Annotated in this window: 4 protein-coding genes; all 4 read left to right on the top strand. The window is 76.4% G+C overall.

What is annotated here, in order from left to right; translation table 11 throughout:
- The first annotated feature begins 64 nt into the window (after positions 1 to 64).
- The 4 genes from IE251_RS35470 to IE251_RS35455 all read left to right on the top strand — a co-directional run bounded on the left by IE251_RS35470 (position 65) and on the right by IE251_RS35455 (position 13,756).
- Positions 65 to 1,237 carry a type III PLP-dependent enzyme domain-containing protein gene (locus IE251_RS35470; protein WP_189757085.1) on the top strand — a complete coding sequence of 391 codons (1,173 nt, stop codon included), beginning with the start codon at positions 65 to 67 and terminating at the stop codon, positions 1,235 to 1,237.
- Positions 1,237 to 1,689 carry a cobalamin B12-binding domain-containing protein gene (locus IE251_RS35465; RefSeq protein ID WP_189757058.1) on the top strand — a complete coding sequence of 151 codons (453 nt, stop codon included), beginning with the start codon at positions 1,237 to 1,239 and terminating at the stop codon, positions 1,687 to 1,689. The genes IE251_RS35470 and IE251_RS35465 overlap by 1 nt, the downstream gene beginning before the upstream one ends.
- Positions 1,686 to 2,966 carry a methylaspartate mutase gene (locus IE251_RS35460; protein WP_189757057.1) on the top strand — a complete coding sequence of 427 codons (1,281 nt, stop codon included), beginning with the start codon at positions 1,686 to 1,688 and terminating at the stop codon, positions 2,964 to 2,966. The genes IE251_RS35465 and IE251_RS35460 overlap by 4 nt, the downstream gene beginning before the upstream one ends.
- Positions 2,967 to 3,058: 92 nt before the next feature.
- Positions 3,059 to 13,756, top strand: a complete 10,698-nt coding sequence (locus IE251_RS35455) for a type I polyketide synthase (protein ID WP_189757056.1) — start codon at positions 3,059 to 3,061, stop codon at positions 13,754 to 13,756.
- Positions 13,757 to 13,841: the final 85 nt, after the last annotated feature.

The following is a 13,841-nucleotide window of genomic DNA, read 5'->3' as shown; positions in this document are numbered from 1 at the left end:
CGACCGTCACACGAGGACCGCCGAGCTCGCCGGGCGCTTCGGCACCCCGGCCTACGTCTACGACCTGGACCGGGTCGCGGCGGCCCGCGACGACCTGTTCGCCGCGCTGCCCGACGAGGTCGAGGTGTTCTACGCCGCCAAGGCCAACCCCCACCCCGAGCTGCTGCGCGAGCTGCGCACCGGCGGCTGCCGCGCCGAGATCAGCTCCGTCGGCGAACTCGACGCCGCCTTGCGGGCCGGTTTCCCCGGCGACCGGATCCTGTACACCGGACCCGGCAAGACCACCGCCGAACTGGCCGAGGCGCTGACCCGGGGCGTCCGCCTGTTCTCCACCGAGTCCCCCGGCGACCTGCGCCGCGTCGGCGAGACCGCGCTGAAGCTGGGCCTGACCGCCGACTGCCTGCTCCGCGTCAACAACGCCACCGGCGCGGCGGCCACCGGCATCCGCATGACCGGCGTGCCCTCGCAGTTCGGCTTCGACAGCGAGACCCTGCCCGGCCTCGCCGCCGAGCTGCGCGAGATCCCGGGCACCCGGGTCGCCGGACTGCACTTCTTCCCGCTGAGCAACGCCAAGGACGAGGCCAGCCTGATCGCCGAGTTCCGGCACACCGTCGCCACCGCCGCCGCTCTCCAGCAGTCGCTCGGCGTCACCTTCCGGTTCCTCGACATCGGCGGCGGATTCGCCGCGCCCTACGCCGTGCAGGGCACCCGGCCCGTCTACCGGGAACTGCGCGACGCCCTCGCCCGGACGCTGGACGAGCACTTCCCCGGCTGGCGCTCGGGAGCCCCCCAGGTGGCCTGCGAGTCGGGCCGCTACCTGGTCGCCGACAGCGGCACCCTGCTCACCGGCGTCGTCAACGTCAAGGACAGCCGCGACCACCGCTACCTCGTCCTCGACGCCGGCATCAACACCTTCGGCGGCATGTCCGGGCTCGGCCGCATCCTGCCCGTGTCCGTCGAACCCCACGAGTCCGTGGGCGCCGACGGCACCCCGGCGAGCCTGGCCGGGCCGCTGTGCACCCCGGGCGACCTGCTCGGCCGGGGCGTCCCGCTGCCCGCGCTCGCCCCGGGCGACCTGCTCACCGTTCCCAACGCCGGCGCCTACGGCCCCACCGCCAGCCTGCTGATGTTCCTCGGCCGGCCCGCGCCCGCCGAGATCGTCGTACGCGGCGACGACCTCGTGTCCGTCTCCCGCATCGAGCACACCCGCACCTACGACCACGGACAGGCCCTGTGATGAGCCCCTTCCCGAACGCCTCCGACCCCGGCGACCGGCCCGTGCTGGTGGCCGGCGGCATCTCCGACTCCCACACCTGGAACCTCGTCTACCTCCAGCTCCTGCTGGAGGAGCACGGGCACCGCGTGGTCAACCTCGGCCCCTGCGTCCCCGAGGACCTGCTCATCGCCGAGGCCCTCGCGCACCGTCCCGCGCTCATCGTGGTCAGCAGCGTCAACGGCCACGGCTACCACGACGGCATGCGGACCGTCACCCGGCTGCGCGAACAGCCCGCCCTCGCCGCGGTGCCCGCCGTCATCGGCGGCAAGCTCGGCATCGCCGGACCCTGCGGCGCCGAGGAGACGGCCGCGCTGCGCGCCGCCGGGTACGACGCGGTGTTCGACGACAGCGCCGAAGGCATCGCCGCCTTCCGGCGGATGCTCGGCGCGCTGCCGCAGCGGGCCCTGGTGTGACCGGCGGCGGGTTCGGCGCGTTCGTCCGCCGGGCTCACGACGCCGGCCGCCTGGTGGTACAGCCCCGGATGGGGATGAGCAGCCCGCGGCGGATGCGGGCCGGGCTGCTCGCCACCCGGGACGCCAGGGCGACCACCGTCGGCACGATCACCCTGGACAGCTACACCCGGGTCGGCGACCTGGAGTCGGCACGCCTGGCCGTCCTGGAGGACGTCGCCCTCAACGGCTACCCGATCGTGAGCCACGACCCGGCCACCACCGCGGGCGTCCTCGACGGGATCCACGGCCCCGGCTTCCCCGTCCAGGTCCGGCACGGCTCCGCCGCGCCCCAGGACATCTTCCGGGCGCTGACCGCCGTGGGGCTCGACGCCTCCGAGGGCGGCCCGGTCTCCTACTGCCTGCCCTACGGCCGGGTCCCGCTGCGCGCGTCCGTCGCCCACTGGGCACACGCCTGCGAACTGCTCGCCGCACGCCGCGATTCGGGCGGCGAACCGCACCTGGAGACCTTCGGGGGCTGTGTCCTCGGCCAGCTGTGCCCGCCGAGCCTGCTCGTCGCCGTCAGCGTGCTGGAGGCACTGTTCTTCCACCGGCACGGCATCCGCAGCATTTCCGTCAGTTACGCCCAGCAGACCCATCCCGGCCAGGACGCCGAAGCGGTGGCCGCGTTGCGCCGCCTGTGCGCACACCATCTGCCGGACGCCGAATGGCATGTCGTCGTCTACGCCTACATGGGGCTGTACCCGGAAACGGAACAGGGCGCCTACCGGCTGCTCGGGAAAGCGGCCGAACTCGCCGTCGCCAGCGGCTCGGAGAGGCTCATCGTGAAAACCGTCGCGGAATCCCGCCGCATTCCCACGGTGGCCGAGAACGTAGCCGCCCTCGAATACGCGGCCGAGGTCGCCGCCCGCACCCCGCGGGCCCCGCTGGACGCCACCGGCACCCAGACCTACGCCGAGGCGTCCGCCCTGGTCGACGCCGTGCTGGAGCTGGACGACGACCCCGGTACGGCCCTGCTGACGGCGTTCGCCGAGGGACGCCTCGACGTGCCCTACTGTCTGCATCCGGACAACGCCGGATCCAGCCGTAGTTATATCGCCGCGGACGGCCGGCTGGCCTGGGCCGACATCGGCAGGATGCCGCTGAACGGCATCGCCGACGTACGCCCGGCCCGCGCCGTCACCGCCGCGGAACTGCTCGATTCCCTGTCCTACGTACGCCGTTCGTTCGACGGACCCGACCCCCGGAACACCCGGGGCGTCGAATCCGCCCACCCCTAGGGGTGGTTAAGGGTGTGGCCTTTCCGGGGCCGTCACTACGGTGTGGAAAAAGGTGAGGAAAACCGGTGTCGGCCGAAAGTGGAGATGCGTGGATGAACGGGCCCGGATCCGACTCAGCTCTGGCACGACGGCTCGCCACGGCCGTACCGTCCCGGCACCGCGCGCTGGTGACCGACCTGGTGCGCACGGCCGTGGCCGAGGCGATCGAGACGGCCCGGCCGGGCACGGCGGCCCCGCTCGATGCGGCCGCCCCCCTCGCCGCGCAGGGTCTCGACTCGCTCGCCGCGGTCGACCTGCACCGGCGGCTGACCGCACGCACCGGCCTGGACCTGCCGGTCGGCCTCGCCTACGACTGCCCGACCGTCCAGGACCTCACGGCCCGGCTGCTCGCCGAGGTCCACGGCACCCCGGACACCCCCGACGAGCCGGCCGGTGACCCGGACCCCGGCGAACCGGTCGCCGTCGTCGGCATGGGCTGCCGCTTCCCCGGCGGCATCGCCTCGCCCGCCGACCTGTGGCGGCTGCTCACCGACGGCGGCGAGGTGCTGACCGGCTTCCCCCAGGACCGCGGCTGGGACCTGGACGCCCTCTATAACGAGGACCCCGAGGTGCCCGGCAGCACCTACGTGCGCAGCGGCGGATTCCTCGACACCGCCGCCGAGTTCGACGCCGACTTCTTCGGCATCAGCCCGCGCGAGGCGCTCGGCATGGACCCCCAGCAGCGGCTCGTCCTGGAGACCTCCTGGCAGGCCCTGGAGGACGCCGGCATCGACCCCACGGCGCTGCGCGGCACCCCGGCCGGGATGTTCCTCGGCGCCGAGATCCAGGAGTACGGCCCGCGCCTGCACGACGCCCCGGACGGCCTGGACGCCTACCTGCTCGCCGGGAACGCCAACAGCGTCATCTCCGGCCGCGTCGCCTACGTGCTGGGCACCGAGGGGCCCGCGGTCACCGTGGACACCGCCTGCTCCGCCGCCCTGGTCGCCGTGCACCTGGCGTGCCGCTCGCTCAGGCAGGGCGAGTCCTCGCTCGCGCTCGCCGGAGGCGTGGCCGTCATGGGCGGCCCCGGGGTGTTCACCGCCTTCAGCCGGCAGCGGGGCCTCGCCCCCGACGGACGCTGCAAGGCGTTCTCCGCCGCCGCCGACGGCACCGGATTCGCCGAGGGCGTCGGCGTGCTCGTCCTGGAACGGCTGTCCGACGCCCGCCGCAACGGGCACCGGGTGCTGGCCCTGATACGCGGCTCGGCCGTGAACCAGGACGGCGCCTCCAACGGCCTGACCGCGCCCAGCGGCACCGCCCAGCAGCGGCTGATCCGCCGGGCGCTCGCCGACGCCGGCCTGACCGCAGCCGACGTCGACGTGGTCGAGGCCCACGGCACCGGCACCCGGCTCGGCGACCCCATCGAGGCCACCGCGCTGCTCGCCACCTACGGTCAGGACCGCCCCGCCGGCGCGCCCCTGCTGCTCGGCTCCGTCAAGTCCAACCTCGGGCACACCCAGGCCGCCGCCGGCGCCGCCGGACTGATCAAGACCGTCCTCGCCATGCGGCACGGGCGGATACCGGCCACGCTCCACGTCGACGCGCCCACCCCGCACGTCGACTGGTCGTCGGGGGCCGTGGAACTCGTCACCGCCCAGCGCCCCTGGCCCGACACCGGCCGGGCCCGGCGGGCCGGGGTGTCCTCGTTCGGCGTCAGCGGCACCAACGCGCACGTCATCCTCGAACACCCCGAACCGGAGCCGGAGTCCGCGGCGTCCGCCCCGGACCCCTGCCCGGCCCCGCCCGCCGGGACACCCCTGCCGTTCGTCCTGTCCGCCCGGGGCGAGGCCGCCCTGCGGGCCCGCGCCGCCGACCTGCTGCCCCTCGCGGACGAGGCCCCTCTCCTGGACCTCGCCCACTCGCTGGCCACCACCCGGGCCACGCTGCCCGACCGTGCCGTCCTCGTCGCCGCCGACCGCGCCGAACTGCGCGCCGCCCTGCGCGACCTGGCCGCCGGCACCACCCCGCCCACCGCCCGCGCCGACGGCGAACTCGCCTTCCTGTTCACCGGGCAGGGCAGCCAGCGCCCCGGCATGGGCCGCGAACTCGCCGCCGCCCACCCGGTGTTCGCCGACGCCCTGGACGACATCTGCGCCCACTTCGACCTCCAGCTCGCCCGGCCGCTGAAGGAGATCCTGTTCGCCGCGCCCGGCACCCCCGAGGCCGCGCTGCTGCACCGCACCGAGTACGCGCAGCCCGCCCTGTTCGCCCTGGAAGTCGCCCTGTACCGGCTGCTGGAGAGCTGGGGCCTCACCCCCGACCAGCTCGCCGGGCACTCCGTCGGCGAGATCGCCGCCGCCCACGTCGCCGGCGTCCTCACCCTCCAGGACGCCACGATCCTGGTCGCCGCCCGCGGCCGGCTCATGCAGGCCCTGCCCGAAGGCGGCGCCATGCTCGCCGTACGGGCCGCCGAGGACCAGGTGACCCCCCTGCTCACCGCGCGCACCGGCATCGCCGCCGTCAACGGGCCCGGCGCCGTCGTCGTCTCCGGGGACGCGGCCGACGTGGAGCTGATCGCCGCCGAACTGGCCGCGCAAGGCCACGACAGCAAGCGGCTGCGGGTCGGCCACGCCTTCCACTCGCCGCTGATGGAACCGATGCTGGCCGAGTTCCGCCGGATCGCACACGTCCTGGACTACGCCGAGCCGCGGCTGCCGGTCGTCTCCACCGTCACCGGCGGCCCCGTCACCGCCGAACTGCGCGACCCCGAGTACTGGGTGGAGCACGTCCGCGCCAAGGTCCGCTTCCACGACGCCGTCCGCTCCCTCGCCGACGCCGGCACCCGCACCTTCCTCGAGGTCGGCCCGGACGCCGTGCTGTCCGCCCTGGGCCCGGACTGCACCGACGTACCCGGCACCGCGTTCCTGCCGGTGCTGCGGCGCGAGCGGCCCGAGCCGCGCGAGGCCCTCACCGCGCTCGCCGCCGCCCACGCCCGGGGCGTCCCCGTCTACTGGCGGCGGCACTTCGCCGGCCTCGGCGGGAGCCGCATCGACCTGCCCGGTTACCCCTTCCAGCGGCGCCGCTTCTGGCTGGAACAGCGCACCGGCACCGACGCCACCGGCCTCGGCCAGCTCCCCGCCGGGCATCCGCTGCTGGCCGCCGTGGTCGCCGTCGGCGCCGAGGGCGTCGTCCTCACCGGCCGCCTCTCCACCCGCGCCCAGCCCTGGCTCGCCGACCACGTCATCGCCGGCCGGATCCTCTTCCCCGGCACCGCCTTCGTCGAACTCGTCCTGCGCGCGGGCGACCACGCCGGCGCGAGCACCCTGGAGGAACTGACCCTCGGCGCCCCCCTGGTGCTGCGCCCCGAGGAGGACATCGCCGTACAGGTCGCCGTCGGGGAACCCGACGCCACCGGCCGGCGCGCCGTCACCGTGCACAGCCGCGCGGACCAGGCAGCGCCCTGGACCCAGCACGCCACCGGGTTCCTCACCACCACCGCCCCGCCCGCCCCGGCCGCCCCCGCCGAGTGGCCGCCGCGGGACGCCCGGCCGCTGGACACCACCGGCGTCTACGCGGCACTCGCCGGCCAGGGCTACGACTACGGGCCCGCCTTCCAGGGACTGCGCGCCGCCTGGCGGCACGGCGACGACGTCTACGCCGAGGTCGCCCTGCCCGAGGAAGCCACCGCCGACGCCGGCGCCTTCGGGCTGCATCCGGCGCTGCTCGACGCCGCCCTGCACGCCGCCGACCTCGGCACCCCGCCGCGGCCCGAGGTGCTGGTGCCGTTCGCCTGGACCGGTGTCACCCTGCACGCCACCGGCGCCACCGCCCTGCGCGTACGGATCACCCGCCGGGGCGGCGACACCATCGCCGTGCACCTCGCCGACCCCACCGGCGCCCCGGTGGCCGCCGTCGAGGCCCTGACCTCCCGGCCCGTACCGGACCAGGACCTGCTGTACACGGTGCGATGGCAGCCGTATCCCCGGCCCGCGGCCACCGAACCGCTGCGGACCGCCGTCCTCACGGACGTCACCGAACCGCTGGGGGACGGGCCCGCCCCGGACGCCGTCGTGCACCGCGTCCCCGGCCCCGTGGACGCCGACGCGACCCTGGCCCGCGCCCATGTCCGCGACGTCCTCGATCTGTTGCGCACCTGGCAGACGGACGAACGCCTCGCCGGTACCCGGCTGGTCGTCGTCACCCCGCCCGAAAGCCCCGCCCACGCGGCCGTCCGCGGCCTGGTCCGCTCCGCCCAGGCCGAGAACCCCGGCCGCTACGTCCTGATCGAGCACGAGGCGCTGCCCGACGAGGCCGGTCTGCGCCGCGCCCTCGCCACCGGCGAACCCGAACTCTCCCTCGCCGACGGCGCGTTCAGCGTGCCCCGGCTGGTCGCGCAGCCGGCCGGCGACGCCCCCGCCGCCGACTGGGGCACCGTGCTCGTCACCGGCGGCACCGGCGGCCTCGGCGCGCTCCTCGCCCGCCACCTGGTGACCGCCCACGGAGTACGCCGACTGGTCCTCGCCGGCCGCCGCGGGACCGCCCCGGACCTGCGCGCCGAACTGACCGCGCTGGGCGCCGAGGTGACCGTGGCCGCCTGCGACACCGGCGACCGCGAGGCGCTGCGCCGCCTGCTGGAGCGGCACCCGGTGGACTCCGTCGTGCACGCGGCGGGCACCGTCCACGACGGCACCGTGGACACCCTCACCGACGCGATGGTGGACGAGGTCTTCCACGCCAAGGCCCTGGGCGCCTGGCACCTGCACGAACTGACCCGGGACCGCGAGCTCTCCCGCTTCGTGCTGTTCTCCTCCCTCGCCGCCGTCCTCGACGGAGCCGGCCAGGGCAACTACGCCGCCGCCAACGCCTACCTGGACGCCCTCGCCGCCCACCGCGCCGCCCTCGGCCTGCCCGCCACCTCCCTCGGCTGGGGCCTGTGGGCCACCGACCGCGGCATGGGCGCCGACCTGGACCAGGCCGCCCGGGACCGCATCGCCGCCTACGGCGTGCCCGGACTGACCGCCGCCCGCTCCCTGGAGCTGTTCGACGCCGCCGTGCGCTCCCGCGCCCCGCACCTGGTGCCCGTGGAGATCGACACCGCCGCCGTCCGCCGCCGCCCCGACGGCGTACCGCCGCTGCTGACCGGCCTCGTCCGCCCGGCCACCCGCCGGGCCACGGCGCGCACCGCCCCCGCACCGGCCACGGACGGACGGCTCGCCGCGCTGCCCGCCGCCGACCGCGACCGCGCCCTGCTCGACCTCGTGCGCACCGAGGTCGCGGCCGTCCTGCGGCACGACGGCCCGGCCGCCGTCGACCCCGGCCGGGCCTTCACCGACCTCGGATTCGACTCGCTCGCCGCCGTCGAACTGCGCAACCGGCTGAACACCGCCACCGGGCTGCGGCTGCCCGCCACCCTCGTCTTCGACCACCCCACCTCCCGCGCCCTGGCCGGTCACATCCGCGACCGCCTCTTCGGCACCGGCCCGGAGGAGGACCCCGCCGCCCCCGCCCGCACCGCGACCGACGACGACCCGATCGTCATCGTCGGCATGAGCTGCCGCTACCCCGGAGACGTCCGCTCCCCGGAGGACCTGTGGCGGCTCGTCGCCGACGGCACCGACGCGGTCGGCGGCTTCCCCACGGACCGCGGCTGGGACACCGAGGCGCTCTACGACCCCGAGCCCGGCATCCCCGGCCGCACCTACACCCGCGAGGGCGCCTTCCTGTACGACGCGGCCGAGTTCGACGCCGCCTTCTTCGGCATCGGCCCGCGCGAGGCCACCGCCATGGACCCCCAGCAGCGGCTGCTGCTGGAGGTGTCCTGGGAGGCCCTGGAGCGCTCCGCCATCGACCCGCACCGGCTGCGCGGCTCCCGCACCGGCGTGTTCGCCGGCGTCATGTACCACGACTACGGCATCCGGCTCGCCGAGGTCCCCGAGGACCTCGCCGCCTACCTGGGCAACGGCAGCCTCGGCAGCGTCGTCTCCGGCCGGGTCGCCTACGCCCTCGGCCTGGAGGGACCGGCCGTCACCGTCGACACCGCCTGCTCCTCCTCGCTGGTCACCCTGCACCTGGCGGCCCAGGCGCTGCGCCAGGGCGAATGCGACCTCGCCCTGGTCGGCGGCGTCACCGTCATGTCGACACCGGACACCTTCGTGGACTTCGCCCGGCAGCGCGGACTGGCCGCCGACGGCCGCTGCAAGTCCTTCGCCGACGGCGCCGACGGCACCGGCTGGGGCGAGGGCGCCGGCGTCCTCGTCGTGGAACGCCTCTCCGACGCCCGCCGCCACGGGCACCGGGTCCTCGCCCTGGTGCGCGGCTCCGCAGTCAACTCCGACGGCGCCTCCAACGGCCTGACCGCCCCCAACGGCCCCTCCCAGCAACGCGTCATCCGCGCCGCGCTCACCGCCGCCGGGCTCACCCCGGCCGACGTGGACGCCGTGGAGGCCCACGGTACGGGGACGACGCTGGGTGACCCGATCGAGGCGCAGGCGCTGCTGGCCACCTACGGCCAGGACCGCGAACAGCCGCTGTGGCTGGGCTCCGTCAAGTCGAACATGGGCCACACCCAGGCCGCCGCCGGGGTCGCCGGAGTCATCAAGATGGTCATGGCGATGCGGCACGGCGTGCTGCCCAGGACCCTGCACGTGGACCAGCCCTCGACCCAGGTCGACTGGAGCGCCGGCGCCGTGGAACTGCTCACCGAGCCGCGTCCGTGGCCCGCCACCGGCCGGGCCCGCCGGGCGGGCGTCTCCTCCTTCGGGATCAGCGGCACCAACGCCCATGTGATCCTGGAGGAGCCCGCCGAGCCCGAGCCCGCCGAACCGGACCCCGCCACCGCCCCGCCGGTGCTCGCCCTCCCGGTCTCCGCCCGCTCACCCGAGGCCCTGCGCGGCCAGGCCCGACGGCTGCTGGACCTGACCGGCACCGCCCCCGCCGACCTCGGCCGGGCCCTGGCCACCACCCGCGCCACCCACCCCCACCGCGCCGTCCTCCTCGCCACCGGCGACGACCAGGCCGCCACCGCCCTGCGCGCCCTCGCCCACGGCACCGAGGCACCCGGACTGCTCGTCACCGGCTCCGCCACCGACGGCGGCCTGGCCTACCTGTTCTCCGGCCAGGGCGCCCAGCGCCCCGGCATGGGCCGCGACTGGTACGACGCCTTCCCCGTCTACGCCGAGCACTTCGACCGCATCGCCGCACTCTTCGACAAGCACCTCGAACGGCCCCTCGCCGAGGTCGTCCTCGGCGACGACGCCGGCACCCTGGAACAGACCGCCTACACCCAGGCCGCCCTGTTCACCACCCAGGTCGCCCTCTACCGGCTGCTGGAGTCCTTCGGACTGCGCCCCGACCGGCTGGCCGGGCACTCCGTCGGCGAGTTCGCCGCCGCGCACGTCGCGGGCGTGTGGTCGCTGCCGGACGCCGTCACCGCCGTCGCCGCCCGCGGCCGGCTCATGCAGGCGCTGCCCGCGGGCGGCGCGATGGCCGCCGTCCAGGCGTCCGAGGAGGAGGTGGCCGCGCTGGTGGACGGCGAGCGGTGCGCGATCGCCGCCGTCAACGGCCCCCGGTCCGTGGTCGTCTCCGGCGACGAGGACGCCGTCGCCGAGATCGCCGCGCACTTCCCCGGCGCCCGCCGGCTGCGCGTCTCGCACGCCTTCCACTCGCCCCGCATGGCACCCATGCTCGACGGGTTCCGGGAGGTCATGGCCGGGCTGCGGGCCGCCGAACCGGTCCTGCCGATCGTCTCCACCCTCACCGGCGCCCCCGCCACCGCCGCCGACCTCGGCTCCGCCGACTACTGGGCACGGCACGTACGGGAGACCGTACGGTTCGCCGACGCGGTCGCCACCCTGGCCGCGCAGGGCACCGGCACCTTCCTCGAACTCGGCGCCGCGCCCGTGCTCACCGCCCTCGGCCCCGACTGCCTGCCGGACGCCGAGGACACCGCCTTCGTCCCCGCCGCCCGCAAGGACACCGCCCCCCTGCCCGGACTGCTCGCCGCCCTGGCCGCCGTCCACACCCGGGGCTTCGACGTCGACTGGGGCGTGCTGTACGAGGGTTACCCGGGCCGCCCGGTCGACCTGCCCACGTACGCCTTCGAGCACCGCCCGTACTGGCTGCCCACGCCCGCCGTCACCGCCGGCGACGCCGCCGGGCACGGGCTCGCCACCGCCGGACACCCGCTGGTCAGCGCCCGCCTGGACCTGCCCGGCGACGCCGGGGTCCTGCTCACCGGCCGGATCTCCACCGCCACCCACCCGGTTCTCGCCGACCACGCCGTGCTGGGCACGGTCCTGGTGCCCGGCGCCGCCCTGGTCGACCTCGCCCTGCACGCCGGACGCCTGACCGGCCGTCCCGTCCTGGAGGAGCTCACCCTGCACGCCCCTCTGGCGCTGCCCGGGGACACCGCCGTACGCCTCCAGGTCGCCGCCCGCGCCGACGGCACCGTGGACATCCACTCCCGCGCCGAACGGGCCCCCGCCGACGAGGGCTGGACCCACCACGCCACCGGCACCCTCACCGGCTCCGGCGCCGCACCCGCACCCGCGCCCGAGTCCGGGGCCTGGCCGCCGCCCGGGGCCACCCCGCTCGACGTCGGCGGCCTCTACCCGCGCCTGCACACCGAGGGCTACGACTACGGCCCCGTCTTCCGGGGCGTGAGGGCCGCCTGGCGGGACGGGGACACCCTGCTCGCCGACCTCGAACTGCCCGCCCACGCGGCCCAGGACGCCGCCCGGCACGTCCTGCACCCCGCGCTGCTGGACTCCGCCCTGCACGTCACCTCCCTGCTCGACGGCGAGCCGGCACCCGACGGGCCGGCCGACGGCATCGCCCTGCCCTTCGCCTGGACCGGTGTCACCGCGCACGCCCAGGCGTCCGTCACCGCCCGGGTCCGGATCACCCCCGGCCCCGACGGCACCCGCATCGAGCTGGCCGACACCGACGGCCGGCCCCTGGCCACCGTCGCCTCCTACGTCACCCGGCCCTACGCCGCCGACCGGCTCACCCGCCGCCACCGCCACCTCTACGCCGTCACCGAAACCCCCCTGCCCGAGGCCGCCGGACGCCCCGACCGCCGTGGCTGGGCGGTCCTCGGCGACGACGACCTCGGCCTAGGCGCCCCGGTCCACCCCCACCTGGACGCACTCGGCACCACCGTCCCCGACGTGGTGATCCTGCCCGTCACCGCACCCGGCACCGACGACCTGCCCGGCGCCGTGCGCGGCGCGCTCGGCCGCACCCTGGACGTCCTCCAGGCGTGGACGGGCGACGACCGGTACGCCGGCTCGGTGCTCGTGGTCCTCACCGGCGGCTCGCTCGCCGACGCGGCCGTGCACGGGCTGGTGCGGGCCGCACAGGCCGAGGACCCCGGCCGGATCCTGCTCGTCACCCGGGCCGCGCCCGACGCGCCCGTACCCGACCGGGCCGCGCTCGCCGCCCTCCTCGACTCCGGGGAACCCGAGGTCCACTGGCGCGGCGGCACGGCGCACGCGCCCCGGCTGGTCCGCGCCGACGACACCGGCGGCACCGGCCGGCCGTGGGGCACCGTCCTCGTCACCGGCGGCACCGGCGGACTCGGCGCCCTGGTCGCCCGCCACCTGGCCGCCCGGCACGGCGTCACCCGCCTGGTGCTGACCAGCCGCCGCGGACCCGGGGCGCCCGGCGCCGCCGCACTGCGCGCCGACCTCGCCGCCCTCGGAGCCGAAGCCGACATCGTCGCCTGCGACGCGGCCGACCACACCGCGCTCGCCGCCCTGCTCGCCGCGCACCCCGTCGACAGCGTCGTGCACACCGCCGGCGTCCTGGACGACGCCCTGATCGGCTCGCTGACCCCGGCACGGCTGGACACCGTCCTCAGGCCCAAGGCGGACGCCGCCTGGCACCTGCACGAACTGACCCGGGAGCGGGAACTCGCCCACTTCGTGCTGTTCTCCTCGGCCGCCGGCACCCTCGACGCCTCCGGCCAGGGCAACTACGCCGCCGCCAACGCCTTCCTGGACGCCCTCGCCGCCCACCGCGCCGCCCTCGGCCTGCCCGCCACCTCCCTCGCCTGGGGCCTGTGGTCCGGCGGCGGCATGGGCGCCGCCCTCGACCGGGCCGACGTCCAGCGCATCGAACGCACCGGCATCGGCGCGCTCGACCCGGACGAGGCACTGGAGCTGTTCGACGCCGCCGTGGCCACGGACACCCCCGCCCTGGTCCCGGTGCGGCTGGACACCGCCGTCCTGCGCCGCCGCGCCGATGACGTCCCGGCCGTGCTGCGCACCCTGGCCGGCGTCACCGCCCGCCCGGAGCGCGCCGAGCACGCCCGCACCCTCGGCGAACGCCTGGCCGAACTGCCCGCCGCCGACCACGAACACACCGTGCTGGAGGCGGTCCGCACCGAGGTGGCCGCCGTCCTCGGCCACCCCGGACCCGCCGCCGTCGAACCCCGCCGCGCCTTCACCGAACTGGGCTTCGACTCGCTCGCCGCCGTCGAACTGCGCAACCGCCTGAACACGGCCGGCGGACTGCGCCTGCCCTCCACCCTCATCTTCGACCACCCCACCCCGGCCGCCCTCGCCGCTCACCTCCTCGAGCGGCTGCGGCCCCAGCCCGAGCCGGCCGCGCCCGGCGACGACGACGAGGTGCGCGCCCTGATCTCCCGCATCCCCGTCGCCCGCCTGCGTGCCGCAGGCCTGCTCGACAGCCTGCTGAAGCTGTCCGAGCCCGCCGCGGAACCCGCCCCCGCCGAACCGGCGGGGGACATCAGGACCATGGCCGTGGCCGACCTGGTGCGCGCCGCCCTCGACCGCACCGCCCCCCAGTGACCACCCGCGTGCCGGACGACGCGCCGCGTCCGGCACCGGGCCACCCGTACCGGCGCACCCTCACCGCGTCACCAGCGCCGCCGAG

The sequence above is a fragment of the Streptomyces eurythermus genome, assembly GCF_014649115.1.
Lineage (GTDB): Bacteria > Actinomycetota > Actinomycetes > Streptomycetales > Streptomycetaceae > Streptomyces > Streptomyces eurythermus.
This window is presented reverse-complemented; position numbering and strand designations above follow the sequence as displayed.